This is a genomic window from Pseudomonas sp. B34(2017) (genome assembly GCF_002112915.1).
Classification (GTDB): Bacteria; Pseudomonadota; Gammaproteobacteria; order Pseudomonadales; family Pseudomonadaceae; genus Aquipseudomonas; species Aquipseudomonas pharyngis.
Genome location: NZ_NEJA01000005.1, coordinates 478,180 through 495,438 on the forward strand (window position 1 = coordinate 478,180; position 17,259 = coordinate 495,438).

Consider the following 17,259-nt stretch of genomic DNA (forward strand, 5'->3'; position numbering starts at 1 on the left):
AACCGGGGCTTGTGCCTACAGACTGCGTCGCCCCCGAATGACAGAACGCTGGTTATAATGCGCGGCCTTTTGTGCCAGGCAACGTCTGAATCGTTACCGCAGGTGGCCGTCCCTTATTTTCATGGGCGCCGCAGTAATTGTTCGATTTCACGGGTCAATGGGATGCCTTTTGACCCAGGCAGCGGCCAGCATCAAGCCGCCCCACCAGACTCCGGGCCTTAATTCACGCGCCTGCGAGCCTGCTTTCACAATTTGTCAGGTGGTTTTATGGACAGCATCAACAGCCGCATCGCCGAGGAACTCGGCGTACGCCCACAACAGGTCGAAGCGGCCGTCGCGCTACTCGATGAAGGCTCTACTGTTCCCTTCATCGCCCGTTACCGGAAAGAAGTGACCGGCAGCCTCGATGACACCCAACTGCGTCATCTGGAAGAGCGTCTGCGCTACCTGCGAGAACTCGACGAACGGCGCATCAGCATTCTTTCCAGCATCCAGGAGCAGGGCAAACTCACCCCTGAGCTGGAGCGCGAAATCAAACTCGCCGACACCAAGACCCGCCTCGAAGACTTGTACCTGCCGTACAAGCAGAAGCGCCGCACCAAGGGCCAGATCGCCCTGGAAGCCGGCCTCGGCGAACTGGCCGACGGTCTGTTCAACGACCCGTCGCTGACCCCGGAAACCGAAGCCGCGCGCTTCGTCGACGCCGAAAAAGGCGTGGCCGATGCCAAGGCAGCACTGGAAGGCGCCAAGTACATCCTCATGGAGCGCTTCGCCGAAGACGCCAACCTGCTGGAAAAACTGCGCACCTACCTGAAGCAGGAAGCCACTCTCAGTGCCCGCGTAATCGCCGGCAAGGAAGAGGAAGGCGCCAAGTTCCGCGATTACTTCGAACACGACGAACCACTGAAAAGCATGCCGTCGCACCGCGCACTGGCGATTTTCCGTGGCCGCAACGAAGGCATTCTCAGCTCTGCACTGAAAGTCGACGAAGAGCTGCCGGGCACCCTGCACCCGTGCGAAGGCATGATCGGCCAGCACGTCGGCATCCAGAACCAGAACCGTCCGGCCGACAAATGGCTCGGTGAAGTGGTGCGCTGGACCTGGAAAGTCAAGCTCTACACCCACCTGGAAACCGACCTGCTGGGCGAGCTGCGCGACGGCGCCGAAACCGAAGCGATCAACGTGTTCGCCCACAACCTGCACGACCTGCTGCTGGCCGCCCCGGCCGGCCCGCGCGCAACCCTGGGCCTCGACCCGGGCCTGCGTACCGGCTGCAAGGTCGCGGTGGTCGACTCCACCGGCAAACTGCTGGATCACGCCACGGTTTACCCGCACGTGCCGCACAACAAATGGGATCAGACCATCGCCATCCTGGCCGCCCTGTGCGCCAAGCACTCGGTCGACCTGATCGCCATCGGCAACGGCACCGCCAGCCGTGAGACCGACAAGCTGGCCATCGAACTGATCAAAAAATATCCAGCAATGAAAATGACCAAGGTCATGGTTTCCGAAGCTGGTGCATCGGTGTACTCGGCCTCGGAACTGGCAGCCAAGGAATTCCCGGATCTGGACGTGTCGATCCGTGGCGCGGTTTCGATTGCCCGTCGCCTGCAGGATCCACTGGCCGAACTGGTGAAGATCGACCCGAAATCCATCGGTGTCGGCCAGTACCAGCACGACGTGTCGCAGCTGAAACTGGCGCGCGGCCTGGACGCCGTGGTCGAGGACTGCGTGAACGCCGTGGGCGTGGACGTGAACACCGCCTCCGTGGCACTGCTGGCGCGGATCTCCGGCCTCAACGCGACCCTGGCGCAGAACATCGTGGCCCACCGTGACGAGCACGGCGCGTTCAAAACCCGCGCGGCGCTGAAGAAAGTCGCGCGTCTGGGCGAGAAAACCTTCGAACAGGCCGCCGGCTTCCTGCGCGTGATGAACGGCGACAACCCGCTGGACTCCTCGGCCGTTCACCCGGAAGCCTATCCGCTGGTGCAGCGCATCGCCGCTGAAACCGACCGTGACATCCGCTCGCTGATCGGCGATGCGGCGTTCCTCAAGCGTCTGGATCCGAAGAAATTCACCGACGAGACTTTCGGTCTGCCCACCGTCACCGACATCCTGCAAGAGCTGGAAAAACCGGGCCGCGACCCGCGTCCGGAGTTCAAGACCGCCGAGTTCCAGGAAGGCGTCGAGGACCTGAAGGATCTGCAACTGGGGATGATCCTCGAAGGCGTCGTGACCAACGTGACCGCGTTCGGTGCGTTCGTCGACATCGGCGTGCATCAGGACGGTCTGGTGCACATTTCGGCGCTGTCGGAGAAGTTCATCAAGGATCCGCGCGAGGCGGTGAAGGCCGGTGACGTGGTGAAGGTGAAGGTCATGGAAGTCGACATCCCGCGCAAACGCGTCGGCCTGTCGATGCGCATGAGCGACACCCCGGGCGAGAAGATCGACGGTGCCCGTGGCTCGCGTCCGGGCTCGGCGCCACGCCAGTCGCAGGGTTCGGCGCCACGCAAGGAAAGCACCCCGGCGGCTCCGGTGAATAACGCAATGGCCTCGCTGTTCGCCAACGCCAAGCAGTTGAAGAAACGCTGATGGAAATGCCGGCCGGGCTTGTCGAGAGCGCGTTTTTCAAGCTGTTGGGCTGCCGTCTGCACAGCCTGGAAACCGGGGTGGCGCAAGTCGCCCTGGCGCTGGAACCCGAACTGCGCAATCGCGGCGGCAAGCTGCACGGCGGCGCGCTGTTCAGTCTGGTCGATATCGCCATGGGGCTGGCCTGTTCCAGCACCCACGGCTTCGACCAGCAGAGCGCAACCATCGAGTGCAAGATCAACTACATCCGCGCCGTCTCTGAAGGCGAGGTGATGTGCACGGCGCGGGTGATCCACCCGGGCCGGCGCACGCTGGTGGTCGAAGCCGACGTGATGCAGGGCGACAAACTGGTCGCAAAAGCGCAAGGCACGTTCGCTGTCCTGTAGATGTTGTTCATCATTTTGAGTTAATTTCGGCGCTGTGATCGCAGCGTCGGAGTTTTCCTCGCCCGCGTCTGCCAGATTCAGGGACTGAAGTTGGCGTTTCCAATGGGGCTTTCATGGCCCGAAAACCAGGCGAAAACGCCAGTTTCAACTTCACCCTTGTAGACCGTCCTGCCCACCCCCATATTGGGGCGACTGACGCGTGAAGGAATCCAAATTGAGCGAACTTCTCAACCGCCGCCTGGCTCTGCTCGGCGAGCGCGCTAACCTCTCTCTGCTTGAGCAGTGCCTTCACGGTATCGAACGTGAATGCCTGCGGGTGACCGGCGAAGGCCGCCTGGCCCAGACGCCGCACCCTGAAGCCCTGGGTTCCGCGCTGACCAACGAACAGATCACCACCGACTATTCCGAGTCGCTGCTGGAGTTCATCACGCCCGCCCTGCCGGACCCGGCCGATACCCTGGCCAGCCTGGACAAGATTCATCGCTTCGCCTACAGCAAGCTCGGCAACGAGTACCTGTGGAGTCCATCGATGCCGTGCCCGTTGCCGGCCGAGGAAGACATCCCGATCGCCTATTACGGCACCTCCAACATCGGTCAGCTCAAGTACGTCTACCGCAAGGGCCTGGCCCTGCGTTACGGCAAGACCATGCAGTGCATCGCCGGGATTCACTACAACTTCTCCCTGCCGGAAAAGCTCTGGCCGCTGCTGAAAGAAGCCGAAGGCTTCGTCGGCACCGACCGGGATTTCCAGTCGTCGTCCTATATCGCGCTGATCCGTAATTTCCGCCGCTACAGCTGGCTGCTGATGTACCTGTTCGGCGCTTCGCCGGCGCTGGACGCGGGTTTCCTGCGCGGTCGCTCGCACCAGTTGGAACAGCTGGATCCGGACACCCTCTACCTGCCCTACGCCACCAGCCTGCGCATGAGCGACCTCGGTTACCAGAGCAACGCCCAGGCGGGCCTGACCCCGTGCTACAACGATCTGGCGAGCTACACCGACAGCCTGCGCCAAGCGGTGGCCACGCCGTACGCGCCGTACGTTGAAATCGGTACGCACCAGAATGGCGAGTGGGTGCAACTGAACACCAACATCCTGCAGATCGAAAACGAGTACTACTCCAACATCCGCCCGAAACGCGTGACCTACACCGGCGAGCGGCCGATCCAGGCCTTGATGGCCCGTGGCATCCAGTACGTCGAAGTGCGCTGCCTGGACATCAACCCGTTCCTGCCGATGGGCATCGACCTCACCGAGTCGCGCTTCCTCGACGCATTCCTGCTGTACTGCGCGCTGAACGAAAGCCCGCTGCTGACCAACAACTCCTGCGGCAACGCCACCTCCAACTTCCTCAGCGTGGTCAAGGAAGGTCGCCGTCCGGGCCTGCAATTGCAGCGCGACGGCCAACCGGTCGAGCTGAAGGAATGGGCTGCCGAACTGTTGGAAAAAATCGCTCCGCTGGCGGCGATGCTGGATCAAAGCCATGGCGGCGATGCCCATAGCAAGGCGCTCGATGCGCAACTGGCCAAGGTCAAGGATTCATCCCTGACGCCTTCGGCCCAGGTGCTGGCGGCAATGGCCGCGCACAAGGAAAGCTTCGCGCAATTCTCCCTGCGCCAGAGCCAGGCCCACGCGGAGTTCTTCCGCAGCGAGCCGTTGGCGGCTGAAGAGCAAGCGAAGTTCGAAGAACTGGCGCGGTCTTCGCTGGCGCAACAGGCGGAGCTGGAGCAGAACGAGGTGGGCGATTTCGACGTGTTTGTCGGGTCGTATCAGGCGAGCATTCTGGCGATCAGCAACTGACATCAGAAGGTTCTTTGATCGTTCCCACGTCGAGGCGTCGAACCGTCTGCGTGGTAACGCCTCAATGGACGCTCCGCGTCCAAGTGACGCGGAGCGTCACGAGCTGCATTCCCACGCAGAGCGTGGGAACGATCAAAAAAAGCCTCAAGGGACGCTCTGCGTCCCAGTGACGCGGAGCGTCACAAGCTGAATTCCCACGCAGAGCGTGGGAACTATCAAATACCCCCGGCTTAGATTTTTCCGCTCATAAGCTCATTCTAAAAAGTTATTTATTTTTAGATTCTTAGATCATTTAGTCTCCTTTCACGCCGACGCTCGGTCGCCTGATATGGAGCTCTTGAATGAAACTGAATTTCCCGCTTCGCCTGCTGGCCGTGGCCTCTCTGGCTGCTGCGAGTTTCCTGGCTCAGGCCGCCGACCTCACCGTCGCCTACCAGACCACCGTTGACCCGGCGAAAGTCGCCCAGGCCGACGGCGCCTATGAAAAAGCCACCAAAGCCGACATCAACTGGCGCAAATTCGACAACGGTGCCGACATCATTGCCGCCATCGCCTCCGGCGACGTGCAGATCGGCTACCTCGGTTCCAGCCCGCTGACCGCTGCGATCACCCGCAAAGTTCCGGTGGAAACCTTCCTCATCGCCACCCAGATCGGCGCCGCCGAAGCGCTGGTCGCCCGTGACGGCTCGGGCATCAAGACGCCGCAGGATCTGGTCGGCAAGAAAATCGCCGTGCCGTTCGTGTCCACCGGTCACTACAGCCTGCTGGCCGCGCTGAAGCACTGGAACATCGATCCTTCGAAAGTCACCGTGCTCAACCTCGCCCCGCCGGCGATCATTGCCGCGTGGAAACGCGGTGACATCGACGCCACCTACGTTTGGGATCCGGCGCTGGGTGTGGCCAAGGAAAACGGCAAAGTGCTGATCACTTCCGGTGAACTGGCCAAGTTCGGCGCGCCGACCTTCGATGCCTGGATCGTGCGCAAGGACTTCGCCGAGAAGCACCCGGAAATCGTCACCGCCTTCGCCAAGGTTACCCTCGACGCCTACGCCGACTATCGCAAGGATCCGAAAGCCTGGCTGGCCAATCAGAGCAACGTCGACAAGCTTGTGAAGCTTTCGGGCGCCAAGGCCAGCGACATTCCTTTGCTGCTGCAAGGCAACGTCTACCCGCTGGCGGCGGATCAGGTCAGTGACCTCGGCGCGCCGACTACCAAAGCCATCACCGACACCGCTGCGTTCCTCAAGGAGCAAGGCAAGGTCGAAGCGGTACTGCCGGACTACGCGCCGTACGTCAGCGCCAAGTACATCACCAACTGATCGGGAGTTAATTGCGATGGCCTTGCTACAGCTGGAGCGCATCAGCGCACAGTATCCCGGCAGCCCGGAACCGGTACTGTCCGACATTTCCCTGACCCTCGGCCCGCAGCAATTGCTGGTGGCCCTCGGCCCGTCCGGCAGTGGCAAGACTTCGCTGTTGAACCTGATTGCCGGTTTCGTCGAACCGAGCGCCGGCCGCATCACCCTCGACAACGTGCCGGTCAAAGGTCCGAGCGCCGAACGCGGCGTGGTGTTCCAGGACGACGCCCTGTTGCCCTGGCAGGACGTGCTGGCCAACGTCGCTTTCGGTCTGGAACTGGCCGGTGTGGCCAAGGACAAACGCGAACAGCGCGCTCGGGAAATGCTCGCACTGGTCGACCTTTCCGGTTTTGAACATCGTCGCATCTGGCAGCTGTCCGGCGGCCAGAAACAGCGTGTTGGCCTGGCCCGCGCTCTCGCCGCCGACCCACGTGTATTGCTGATGGACGAGCCCTTCGGCGCCCTTGACGCCTTCACCCGTGAACAGATGCAGGAGCTGTTACTGCAAGTCTGGCAACGCACCGCCAAACCGGTGTTCCTGATTACCCACGACATTGAAGAAGCGGTGTTCCTCGCCACTGACCTGATTCTGCTGGCGCCGAATCCGGGGCAGATCGTCGAGCGTCTGCATCTCGACTTCGGCCAGCGTTACGCCGCCGGTGAGTCGGCACGAGCCATCAAATCCGACCCGCGTTTTATCGAAACCCGCGAACACGTGCTGGCCAAAGTGTTCTCGCAACGCAGCGCCGTTCAGCGGCAGGAGCGCGCATGAGCAGTTACGACGTTTCCGCCACCGCAGTGAAACCCGCCGCCACATCGGTGGTGATTCCCGTGCGCCGCCGTCTCAGCACCCGCTGGATCAGCCTGCTGACCCTGTTCGCCTTGCTGGTGATCTGGTGGGCGGTGACGGCCACTGGCCTGATCGAGCCGCTGTTCCTGCCACCACCGTCCGCCGTGCTGCAAAAAGGCTGGTTGCTGGCGACTACGGGCTACATGGATTCGACGTTGTGGCAGCACCTGGGCGCGAGCCTCAGCCGAATCGGCCTGGGCCTGGGTTTTGCGATTCTGACCGCGGTGCCGGTGGGCATCGCCATCGGCGCCAACCGCATCGCCCGTGGCGTGCTGGATCCGCTGATCGAGTTCTACCGGCCGATTCCGCCACTGGCCTATTTGCCGCTGATCGTGATCTGGTGCGGCATCGGCGAGTTGTCGAAAGTGCTGCTGATCTACCTGGCGATTTTCGCTCCGATCGCGATTGCCACCGCCACCGGTGTGCGCACCGTCGACCCGGCCAAATTGCGCGCCGCGCAGTCGCTGGGCGCCACCCGCGCGCAACTGATCCGCCATGTGATTTTGCCAAGCGCCCTGCCGGACATTCTGACCGGTGTGCGCATTGGCTTGGGTGTGGGCTGGTCGACGCTGGTCGCCGCCGAACTGATCGCGGCCACCAGCGGCCTGGGCTTCATGGTGCAGTCGGCCGCGCAGTTCCTGGTCACCGATGTGGTGGTACTGGGGATTCTGGTCATCGCCCTGATCGCCTTCGCCATGGAAATGGGCCTGCGCGCCCTGCAACGCAAACTGGTGCCGTGGCACGGCCAGGCCCACTGATTTTTCAGCACTGACTACCCCGACAGTTTCGGGGCCCCGGAATTGAAGAGAACCACCATGAGCAGCCTGAACATCACCCCGTTAAGCTCGGCCCTCGGCGCACAGATCAGCGGCGTCGACATCAGCCAGCCGCTGAACCTGGAACAGCGCGACGCCATCGAGCAGGCACTGCTCAAATACCAGGTGCTGTTCTTCCGCAATCAACCGATCGAGCCGTCGCAGCAGGCGCGCTTCGCCGCCTACTTCGGCGATCTGCACATTCACCCGATCTACCCGAACGTACCGGAACAACCGGAAGTGCTGATCCTCGACACCGCCGTCACCGACGTGCGCGACAACGCGATCTGGCACACCGACGTGACCTTCCTGCCGACCCCGGCCATGGGCGCGGTGCTCAGCGCCAAGCTGTTGCCGGAGTTCGGTGGCGACACGTTGTGGGCCAGCGGGATTGCAGCATATGAGGCGCTGTCGGCGCCGATGAAAGCGCTGCTCGAAGGGCTGACCGCGACTCACGATTTCACCCGCTCGTTTCCGCTGGAACGCTACGGCAACACGCCCGAAGCGCTGGCGCAGTGGGAAGCGGCACGGCGCAAGAATCCACCGCTGTCGCACCCGGTGATTCGCACGCACCCGGTGAGCGGACGGCGCTCGTTGTTCGTCAACGAAGGGTTCACGTCGAAGATCAATGAGCTGTCGGAGACCGAGAGCGAAGCGGTGTTGAAGTTCTTGTTCGCGCATGCGACGCGGCCGGAATTCACCATTCGCTGGCGCTGGCAGAAGGATGACATTGCGTTCTGGGACAACCGCGTGACGCAGCATTACGCGGTGGATGATTACCGTCCGGCGCGGCGGGTGATGCAGCGGGCTACGGTGTTGGGGGATGTGCCGTTTTTTCGCTGAGCCTTTAACGCAAGAGCAAGATTGATCGTTCCCACGCTCTGCGTGGGAACGCCTCTACGGACGCTCCGCGTTCGGCTTGGCAGGGGACGCGGAGCGTCCCGGGCTGAATTCCCACGCGGAGCGTGGGAACGATCTGTGTGTCGTTATTCTGCCGTCGAAGGCTTCTCCCAAAGATTAATCCCGCCCTCCTGAGCAAACCGGTCAATCTCCGCCAGTTCCTCAGCACTGAAACTCAAATTCTTCAACGCCCCGACGTTCTCGATAATCTGCTCTGGTCGGCTCGCGCCAATCAGCGCCGAGGTCACCCGCGGATCGCGCAGCGTCCACGCCAACGCCAGTTGCGCCAGGCTCTGCCCACGACGTTTGGCGATCTCGTTCAGCGCCCGCACGTGAGCGATGTTCGCCTCGGACAAATGCGAAGCCTGCAACGAACCACCACCCGGACGATTGACCCGCGCATCCGCCGGCACGCCGTTGAGGTACTTGTCGGTCAGCAGGCCTTGCGCCAGCGGGGTGAAGGCAATCACGCCGGTGCCGAGCTCATCGGTGGTGTCGAGCAGGTCCTTTTCCACCCAGCGGTTGAGCAGGTTGTACGCCGGTTGGTGAATCAGCAGCGGCACTTTCCACTCTTTGAGCAACGCGGCGATCTCGCGGGTTTTCACTCCGGAGTACGACGAGATGCCGATGTACAGCGCCTTGCCCTGCTGCACCGCCGTGGCAAGGGCGCTGGCGGTTTCTTCCAGCGGGGTGTCCGGGTCGAAGCGGTGCGAATAGAAGATATCCACATAATCCAGGCCCAGGCGTTGCAGGCTTTGGTCGAGGCTGGCCAGCACGTATTTACGCGAGCCGCCGCCCTGGCCGTAAGGACCGGGCCACATGTCCCAACCGGCCTTGCTGGAGATGATCAGTTCATCGCGGTACTGCTTGAAGTCTTCGCGCAGCAGACGACCGAAGTTGATCTCGGCGCTGCCGTAGGGCGGGCCATAGTTGTTGGCCAGGTCGAAGTGGTTGATGCCCAGGTCGAACGCCGTGCGCAGCAACGAGCGCTGGGTGTCGATCGGCGTGCTGTCGCCGAAGTTGTGCCACAGGCCCAGGGACAGCGCCGGCAGCACCAGACCGCTGCGTCCGACGCGGCGGTAAGGGATGGAGTCATAGCGGTTTTCGGCAGCGGTGTAAGTCATCGAATCCTCTCTTGTCGGTCTTGAATCGGGTGTCGATTGCTACGCAAATCTGTTACCGGGCCGGGCGAGGCCAAGGTTCTGGCGCAAGGTCCGGCCCTCGTATTCGATTCTGAACAGCCCACGCCGTTGCAGTTCCGGGACCACGCCATTGGCGAAGTCTTCGAGCCCGCCGGGCAGGTGCGGCACCAGCACATTGAAGCCGTCCGCCGCGCCCTGCTCGAACCACTCCTGCAAGCGGTCGGCAATCTGCGCCGGAGTGCCGACGACGCTGTAATGCCCGCGACCGCCAGCGATTCTGCGACCCAGTTCGGCCAGGGTCAGATGTTCTCGGCCGGCCAGTTCGGTCAACAGTTTCTGTCGGCTTTGCTGGCCGCTGTCAGTCAGCGGCAACTCCGGCAGCTGCCCGTCCAGCGGGTACTTCGACAGATCGAAGTTGCCCAGCATACGCCCAAGAAGGGCGACGCCAACCTCGGGTTCGACCAATTGCTGAAACGTTTCACATTTTTCCTGCGCTTGGGCTTCCGTCTGCCCGACCACGACAAACACGCCGGGCATGATTTTCAGCGAATCGGCACTGCGTCCGTACTTCGGCAAGCGCCCCTTGAGGTCGGCGTAAAACGCCTGGGCGCTGGCCAGTGAAGTCTGCGCGGTGAACACCACTTCGGCGGTCTGCGCCGCCAGTTCACGTCCGGTTTCCGACGAGCCGGCCTGCACGATCACCGGCTGACCCTGTGGCGAACGCGCGACGTTCAGCGGGCCCTTGACCCGGAAGTGCTCACCGACGTGATCCAGCACATGCAGTTTTTCCGGGTCGTAATACGCGCCAGTGACCTTGTCGCGAATGAAGGCATCGTCCTGCCAACTGTCCCAGAGCCCGGTGACCACCTGATGAAATTCCCGGGCGCGGCTGTAGCGTTCGACATGGCCGATGTGTTCGTCGCGGCCAAAATTCTGCGCTTCGGCGGCGTTGTCCGAGGTCACCAGATTCCACCCCGCTCGCCCGCCGGACAGGTGATCGAGCGAAGCGAACTTGCGCGCCACGTGATACGGCTCGTTGTAGCTGGTGGTGGCGGTAGCGATCAGGCCGATGTGCTCGGTCACCGCGCTCAACGCCGAGAGCAAGGTCAGCGGCTCGAAATGATCGGAACGGGCCATGCGACTGGCGATGTCCTGGGTCGGCGCGGCAACGCTGTCGGCAACGAACAACGTATCGAACTTCGCTGCCTCGGCAATCTGTGCCAGGCGTTTGTAATGGGCGAAATCCAGTCCCGCGTTGGCCGGAACGTCCGGATGACGCCACGCGGCGACGTGGTGCCCGGTGGCCATGAGGAACGCGCCGAGTTTCAGCTGTCTGCTCATCTCAGAAGTCCTTGCGCAGTTGCACGCCGAAGTAGCGCTCGTCGTCACGAGGCACAGCGCGGTAGATGTAGTTGCCTCCGCTGGCGAGCAATGGCGAATACGACTTGTCGGTGAGGTTCTTGCCGAGCAACGCCACGCGCCAGCCGTTGGTGTAATCGGCCAGGGCCACGCTGGCGTTCCAGAGACCGTAGGCGCCCTGCTTGGTGTCGGCGTTCTGGCTGATGTCGTACTGCACTTCGCTCTGCCAGCTGTAGTCGGTGCCGAGTTCGATATCCAGGCCGTTATCCAGCGGAATCGTGTAGTCGGCCCGCACGTAGCTTTTCCAGTCCGGGCTGAACGGCAGCGGTTTGCCGTTGACGTTGCACGACGCCGCCGCGCCCGCCGGGCAGGCGAACTCGTCGATGCGGGCGCGGGTGTAGGCCAGCGCGCCGGAGAACTTCAGTTGCTGGGTCGCCTGCAGGGCGAAATCAAGTTCTACACCTTCGGTGCTGACGCTGCCGGCGTTGATCAGGCGCGTCACCACTTGCCCGGCGACGGTGTCGAAAAAATTCGCCTGATAGTTGTCGTAGTCGCTGTGGAAAACCGCGAGGTTGGTGGTCAGGCGATTGTTCCAGGACGAGGCTTTGATCCCCGCCTCCCAGGTGTTGGACGTCTCCGGTTTCAACGCTTCGGTGTCGCGCGGCTGCATGTTGAAGAACACGTTGTAGGCCGGGCCTTTGTAGCCACGCGAATAGGTCAGATAAGTGGTGACGGTATCGCTCAGGTCGTACTGCAAACCGAGCCGACCGGACCAGCCATCCTCGTCCACCGACCCGGAACTGCGGGTGGCCGGTTGAATACCGCTGACGGTGGTGGCGGAAGTGGAAACACGACGGTGATCGTATTCGAGATCGTCGTGGGTGTAGCGCAGGCCGGCGATACCACGGAAGTCCGAGGTGAAATTCAACGTGCTTTCGCCGAACACTGCGTAGCTGTCGCTGGTGGTGCTGTAATCGGCGACGCCGCGATCAGTCCGCGTGGTGGTGGTCAGCGTGCGCTGATAGGTTTCCTCGTCCTTGCCATGCATGTAGAACAGGCCGCCAACGTATTCGAGGAACTCGCCTTTCGGCGACGCCAGGCGCAGCTCCTGCGAGTACTGGTCGAAGGCCAGATCACCCTTGTCCGCCGTGCCGGGGAACGCCGCCGTCACCGTGCCGAGGCGGTCGCCGTCCTGATACTGAGTGTTGTCCCAGCCACGCCACGCGGTGATCGAGGTCAGGGTGTAATCGCCCAGTTGCCAGTCGAGCTGGCCGGACAGGCCCTTGTTGGTGTCCTCGACGTGGGAGCGGGTGTCGGTGTTGATGTCGCGGTTGTGGCTGGTGGCACTGACCGGGCTCAACGCATTGGCGAAGGCCGGGGTCAACGACTTGGTCACGACGCCGTTGGGGCCGTCATCGTGGGACTGCATGTAGTCGGCGATCAGGGTGAAGGTGACGTCGTCGTTCGGGGTGAATTCCAGTTTGCCGCGCACGCCGCGATGGTTGTAGCCGTTTACCTCCTGACCGTTATGCTGGTTGTCGACGTTGCCGTCGTAAGTGCCGAACAAGGTGCTGATCGAGCCCTTGAGCGTGTCCGGAATCAGGCTGCCACCGATGCCGAACCGGGTGCGGCTTTCATTGCCGCTGTAATACGACTGATCGATGTAGCCGTGGGTCTCGGCGGTCGGCGCCTTGCTGGTGATGTTCAGCACGCCGGCCGAAGCGTTCTTGCCGAACAGCGTGCCTTGCGGGCCGCGCAAGACTTCGACGCGTTCCAGGTCCAGCAGATCGAGGGTCGACTGGCCGGGACGGGCGTAGACCACGCCATCAATCACCGTGGCCACGGTCGGCTCGACGCCTGGCGAGGTGGAGATCGTGCCCACGCCGCGCACGAACAGCGAGGTGTCCTTGTTCGACGCGCCGGTGCGGAAATTCAGCGACGGCACTTGCTGGACGATGCTCGCCACGCTGTTGCGGTTGTCGCGTTCCAGCTGCTCGCCGTCGATCACCGATACCGCCACCGGCACTTTTTGCAGCGACTCTTCGCGGCGGGTGGCGGTGACCGTGACGGATTTGAGGGTCGGCTCCGGATCGGTGCTATCGGCGGCGAACGCGGCAGGCAACGGCAGCGCGGCCAGCCCGGTGAGTAGCCAGCCCGCAGCGCGGATCGATTGCGCCAATGTGTGTGTCGCCCCAGGAATGTTGTGCATGTTTGCCCGCTCGAAAAGTTGCCCTGAACCGCTGCCGTTCTGCGACGACAGCGCCTGTATCGGTGTCTTGGGCATTCGCTCGAGCGAGTAGCAGACAACGCGCCTTGTTAGCGCTAACATCGCCAGTATTGGCAAGCCGGACATAGACCGTCCAATACTGAAAAATTACTTTTATATGCGTTTTGGTTTTTAAAAAGGATCGAGCCTTGAGCGAAGAAAAGCCCCGCAAACGCCGTGGCGCCGGTCGCGTGACCCTCAACGCGGTGGCGCGCCAGTCCGGTGTTTCGGCGATCACCGTGTCGCGTTACTTCAACCAGCCGGAACAGGTCTCGCCGGAACGCCGCGAGCGCATCGCGGCGGTAGTCGCCGAACTGGGTTATGTGCCGAATCTGGTGGCCGGCGGGCTCGCCTCGGCGCGGGGGAAAATCGTCGGCATGGTGATCCCGAACATCTCCGGGCCGATCTTCGCCAACACCATTCAGGGCTTCAGCGACACCCTCAGCCGTCACGGCTACCAGCTACTTCTTGCCTCGAGTTACTTCAGCACTGAACAGGAAGAAAACGCCGTGCGGGCCTTCCTCGGCTGGTCGCCGGCGGCGCTGGTGGTGACCAGTCACTTCCACAGCGAGGGCACAGAAAAGATGCTTGCCGAAGCGGATATCCCGGTGATCGAAACTTGGGATTACCAGCCGGATCGCGAGCCGATGCAGATCGGCTTTTCGCACTTCGAAGTGGGTGTCAGCGCCGCTCGTTATTTGCACAACAAAGGCTATCGACGCATCGCCTTCGTGCAGAACAGCGCACCCGGCGACTTCAGCGCACTGGAGCGCCGCGACGGTTATGCGGCGACCGTGCGTGAGTTGGGCCTGGAACCGTGGGTGTTCGCACCGGACGCCGATCGCGCCCCATTCGAGGCCGGCAAGCAAGCAATGGAAGCGCTGATGAACGCCTCACCCCGCCCGGACGCGATCATCTTCGCCAACGACAACCTCGCCGCCGGCGGCCTGCTGGCCGGACAACGCGCCGGCCTCAAGATCCCCGAAGACTGCGCCGTCCTCGGTTTCGGCGACTACCCGTTCGCCGAGATGCTGCTGCCGAGCCTGAGCACCATCAAACCGCCGGCGCTGGAGATCGGTGTACTGGCAGCGACGCGGGTGCTGGAAAGCCTTGGCGTGTTGCCGAGCGATGAGGTACAGCGGTTGAATCTGCTGCAGTGCACGGTCATAGAGCGGGAAAGTACCTGACGAATATGGCGTGGGCGGGTTTGGCTATGCTCTAAATGAAACCGCGAAGGCGCCCGACCAAACACCGACTATGCCGCAGGCCTCCCCATGCACACCGCAATCATCATCTTCTTCGGCCTGATCCTGCTGGCGCTGATGTTTTACATCGGCGAGCGCATCGGCTTCAGTCGGCAGACGCTGGCCTATGGTTTCGCGGCGTTGTGGCTGGCGTTGACGGTGATCAATGGTGCGGTCGGCGTGGTCCACGCCGGGCAGCCGTTGGGGTCGGAGATTGCGATCGGCAGCGCCGTGTATGGCGTGCCGCTGGCGGCGATGGTGTTGTTCATGGTGCTGAGCGCCGAGACCTGAATCGTCCCGGCGCCCTGCCCCGATCAACGCACCAGATGCAGGAACTGCATGTGCCGTTCGTACTGGTCGAGGATGTCGTTGATGATCTGCTCTTTCGTGTAACCGACCAGATCGTAGTCCTGACTGCCCTCGCTCAGATGCACTTCGGCGCGGTAGTAGCGGCGATTGTTGAGCTGCTTGGAACCCATGCCGCCACGGGCGAACGACGGCGTGAAGTAGCCGCGCATCTGCACCTGATAGATGAACGGATGCTGCTCGCCATGACCGATTTCCAGGCTGACGCTGTCGTGTGCCGGGTCCGGTTGGGTGACCACGTTCAGGCCTTTCTCGGCGAACACGGCCGTCACTTCTTCGATGGCCGGTTTCACCGTGGTGTCCATGAAGCGGTACACCTCGTCGCGCGACGGGAAGTGCACAGCCTGGCTCAGACGCTGACGCCAGCCGCCCTTGCCACGCCGTGAACCGGACACCGGCGCCAGCGAATGCAGTTGCGCGATCTGCTTCTGCGACTCCAGGTAAAACGCCTTGTGCAGGCCCCACATCATCAGCAGCAAGATCATCGAGAACGGCAGCGAGGTCAGCACCACCGCCGACTTCAACGCATCGATGCTGCCGGAGAACAGCAGTGCGCTGGTCACCAGCGCGGTCATCGCGCCCCAGAACACCCGCAGCCATTTCGGCCCGTCTTCATCCGGGTTGCCGCCCTTGGCCGACAGGGTCGAGAGCACCACGGTGCCGGAGTCGGCGGAGGTGACGAAGAACACGAAGCTGATGAACACCGTTACCGCGATGACGGTTTTGCTCCACGGGTAGGTTTCCAGCAGCAGGTAAAGGGTCATCGACGGGTTGTCGAGGGCCGACATGCCCAATGCTGACATACCGTGATTGAGCACCTGGTCGATGGCGCTGTTGCCGAAGATCGACATCCACGCCAGGGTGAAACCGAGCGGAATCAGCAGCACGCCGAAGACGAATTCGCGAATGGTCCGGCCACGGGAAATCCGTGCGATGAACAGGCCCACGAACGGCGACCATGCAATCCACCAGGCCCAGTAGAACACCGTCCAGCCGCCGAGCCAGTCGCTCGGTTTGTCGTAGGCGTAGAGGTCGAAACTCTTCATCGGCAACGCGCCGAGGTAGTCGCCCAGGTTCTGGATCAGGGTGTTGAGCAAATGCTGGGTGGGGCCGGCGAACAACACGAACAGCAGCAGCGCGCAGGCCAGCAGCATGTTGATGTCGGACATGACCCGCACGCCTTTATCCACACCCGAGACGGCGACGATGATCGCCGCGCCCATCATCAGCGTGATCAGGCCGACCTGAATCCACTGGGTGTGGGCGATGCCGAACAGGTAGTCCAGACCGGAGTTGAGATGGAGCACGCCGAAGCCCATGTCCGCGCCGAGGCCGAACACCGTGGCGATGATGCCGAAGCCGTCCACCGCGTAGCCGATGGGGCCGTTGATGCGTTTGCCGATCAGCGGATACAGCGCCGAACGCAGGGCCAGTGGCAGGTTGTGCCGATAAGCGAAATACGCCAGCGCCATGCCGACGAAAGCGAACACGCCCCAGCCGTGCAGGCCCCAGTGTAGAAACAGAATCTGCATCGCCTGACGCGCCGCGTCCGCCGTGCCGGCCTCGCCTTGCGGCGGCTGAAGCATGTGGGTCAGCGGTTCGGACACGCAGAAGAAAAACAGCGTGATGCTGATCCCGGCGGCGAACAGCATGCCGGCCCAGGACAGGTAACTGAATTCGGGTTCGTCGTGGTCGGCACCGAGTTTGATCTTGCCGTAGCCCGACAACGCGGTAACCACCACGAAGATCAGATACAGGGTCATGGCGAGCATGTAGTACCAGCCGACCGTGTTGGCCGCCCAGTTTTGCGCTTCGAGAAGCCAGGTGCCGGCCTGTTCCGGCATGGCGATGACGGTCAGGCCGAACAGCAGGATCACCGTCGCGGCGAACCAGAACACCGGCGGATTCATGCGTACCAGACCGCTGGCGGGGGTAGACGATGCACTCATGAACGGTGCACCTCAAGGGGTTGGAAAATGGCTGAAATGATCGGACTCAGCAAAGGCAAGCCTCCTGTTGTGAGCGGGCGGCGAACCGCCGGTTTAACTTGAATGAACGTTCAAGTTAAACATGGATAGCGCGCCAAGGACTAATCGCAGGGCTCAGCGGTACCTTTCGTACGCTAGCTCAAGAGGGGGTATGACGCTGTGGCGAGGACGATCGTTCCCAAGTGATCGTTCCCACGC

The 17,259-nt window shown here is 62.4% G+C and carries 13 protein-coding genes; 9 read left to right on the plus strand and 4 right to left on the minus strand.

The window, feature by feature from the left end; genetic code table 11:
• Positions 1 to 267: 267 nt before the first annotated feature.
• The 7 genes from CAF80_RS18770 to tauD all read left to right on the plus strand — a co-directional run bounded on the left by CAF80_RS18770 (position 268) and on the right by tauD (position 8,639).
• Positions 268 to 2,592, plus strand: coding sequence for a Tex family protein (locus tag CAF80_RS18770; RefSeq protein ID WP_085667657.1), 2,325 nt, complete (start codon positions 268 to 270; stop codon positions 2,590 to 2,592).
• On the plus strand, positions 2,592 to 2,975 hold the full coding sequence (locus CAF80_RS18775; protein ID WP_064382742.1) for a PaaI family thioesterase: 384 nt from the start codon (positions 2,592 to 2,594) through the stop codon (positions 2,973 to 2,975). The genes CAF80_RS18770 and CAF80_RS18775 overlap by 1 nt, the downstream gene beginning before the upstream one ends.
• Positions 2,976 to 3,189: 214 nt before the next feature.
• Complete coding sequence (gshA, locus tag CAF80_RS18780; protein WP_085667656.1) at positions 3,190 to 4,773, plus strand: glutamate--cysteine ligase; 1,584 nt, start codon at positions 3,190 to 3,192, stop codon at positions 4,771 to 4,773.
• A 341-nt stretch (positions 4,774 to 5,114) separates the two neighbouring features.
• Complete coding sequence (tauA, locus tag CAF80_RS18785; protein ID WP_007952702.1) at positions 5,115 to 6,092, plus strand: taurine ABC transporter substrate-binding protein; 978 nt, start codon at positions 5,115 to 5,117, stop codon at positions 6,090 to 6,092.
• A 16-nt stretch (positions 6,093 to 6,108) separates the two neighbouring features.
• Positions 6,109 to 6,903, plus strand: a complete 795-nt coding sequence (gene tauB / locus CAF80_RS18790; protein WP_011331959.1) for a taurine ABC transporter ATP-binding subunit — start codon at positions 6,109 to 6,111, stop codon at positions 6,901 to 6,903.
• On the plus strand, positions 6,900 to 7,739 hold the full coding sequence (tauC, locus tag CAF80_RS18795; RefSeq protein WP_085647943.1) for a taurine ABC transporter permease TauC: 840 nt from the start codon (positions 6,900 to 6,902) through the stop codon (positions 7,737 to 7,739). Before tauB ends, tauC begins: the two co-directional genes overlap by 4 nt.
• 57 nt (positions 7,740 to 7,796) lie before the next feature.
• Complete coding sequence (gene tauD, locus CAF80_RS18800) at positions 7,797 to 8,639, plus strand: taurine dioxygenase (RefSeq protein WP_074689444.1); 843 nt, start codon at positions 7,797 to 7,799, stop codon at positions 8,637 to 8,639.
• Between the two features lie 143 nt (positions 8,640 to 8,782).
• On the opposite strand, the gene mgrA is transcribed toward tauD, so the two are convergent.
• The 3 genes from mgrA to CAF80_RS18815 are packed head-to-tail and all read right to left on the minus strand — an operon-like array spanning position 8,783 to position 13,406.
• Entirely contained in the window at positions 8,783 to 9,820 is a 1,038-nt protein-coding gene (gene mgrA / locus CAF80_RS18805; RefSeq protein ID WP_008087334.1) for an L-glyceraldehyde 3-phosphate reductase, read from the minus strand.
• Between the two features lie 39 nt (positions 9,821 to 9,859).
• On the minus strand, positions 9,860 to 11,179 hold the full coding sequence (locus CAF80_RS18810) for an LLM class flavin-dependent oxidoreductase (RefSeq protein WP_085667655.1): 1,320 nt from the start codon (positions 11,177 to 11,179) through the stop codon (positions 9,860 to 9,862).
• A 1-nt stretch (position 11,180) separates the two neighbouring features.
• A complete protein-coding gene (locus tag CAF80_RS18815; protein ID WP_085667654.1) occupies positions 11,181 to 13,406 on the minus strand; it encodes a TonB-dependent receptor in 2,226 nt (741 codons plus the stop codon).
• A 206-nt stretch (positions 13,407 to 13,612) separates the two neighbouring features.
• Between CAF80_RS18815 and CAF80_RS18820 the strand changes: the two genes are divergently transcribed.
• Entirely contained in the window at positions 13,613 to 14,650 is a 1,038-nt protein-coding gene (locus CAF80_RS18820) for a LacI family DNA-binding transcriptional regulator (protein WP_074689436.1), read from the plus strand.
• 87 nt (positions 14,651 to 14,737) lie between these two features.
• A complete protein-coding gene (locus tag CAF80_RS18825; protein ID WP_007952727.1) occupies positions 14,738 to 14,998 on the plus strand; it encodes a hypothetical protein in 261 nt (86 codons plus the stop codon).
• 23 nt (positions 14,999 to 15,021) lie between these two features.
• Here the strand turns inward: CAF80_RS18825 and betT are convergent, their stop codons facing one another.
• Entirely contained in the window at positions 15,022 to 16,983 is a 1,962-nt protein-coding gene (gene betT / locus CAF80_RS18830) for a choline transporter BetT (RefSeq protein ID WP_170844916.1), read from the minus strand.
• Positions 16,984 to 17,259 lie beyond the last annotated feature (276 nt).

What these genes read in the sequence shown, in the direction of transcription:
- CAF80_RS18770 (WP_085667657.1), top strand. Translation starts at nt 268, where the DNA reads ATGGACAGCATCAACAGCCGCATCGCCGAGGAACTCGGCGTACGCCCA.
- CAF80_RS18775 (WP_064382742.1), top strand. Translation starts at nt 2,592, where the DNA reads ATGGAAATGCCGGCCGGGCTTGTCGAGAGCGCGTTTTTCAAGCTGTTG.
- tauA (WP_007952702.1), top strand. Translation starts at nt 5,115, where the DNA reads ATGAAACTGAATTTCCCGCTTCGCCTGCTGGCCGTGGCCTCTCTGGCT.
- tauB (WP_011331959.1), top strand. Translation starts at nt 6,109, where the DNA reads ATGGCCTTGCTACAGCTGGAGCGCATCAGCGCACAGTATCCCGGCAGC.
- tauC (WP_085647943.1), top strand. Translation starts at nt 6,900, where the DNA reads ATGAGCAGTTACGACGTTTCCGCCACCGCAGTGAAACCCGCCGCCACA.
- tauD (WP_074689444.1), top strand. Translation starts at nt 7,797, where the DNA reads ATGAGCAGCCTGAACATCACCCCGTTAAGCTCGGCCCTCGGCGCACAG.
- mgrA (WP_008087334.1), bottom strand. Translation starts at nt 9,820, where the DNA reads ATGACTTACACCGCTGCCGAAAACCGCTATGACTCCATCCCTTACCGC.
- CAF80_RS18810 (WP_085667655.1), bottom strand. Translation starts at nt 11,179, where the DNA reads ATGAGCAGACAGCTGAAACTCGGCGCGTTCCTCATGGCCACCGGGCAC.
- CAF80_RS18815 (WP_085667654.1), bottom strand. Translation starts at nt 13,406, where the DNA reads ATGCACAACATTCCTGGGGCGACACACACATTGGCGCAATCGATCCGC.
- CAF80_RS18825 (WP_007952727.1), top strand. Translation starts at nt 14,738, where the DNA reads ATGCACACCGCAATCATCATCTTCTTCGGCCTGATCCTGCTGGCGCTG.
- betT (WP_170844916.1), bottom strand. Translation starts at nt 16,983, where the DNA reads ATGAATCCGCCGGTGTTCTGGTTCGCCGCGACGGTGATCCTGCTGTTC.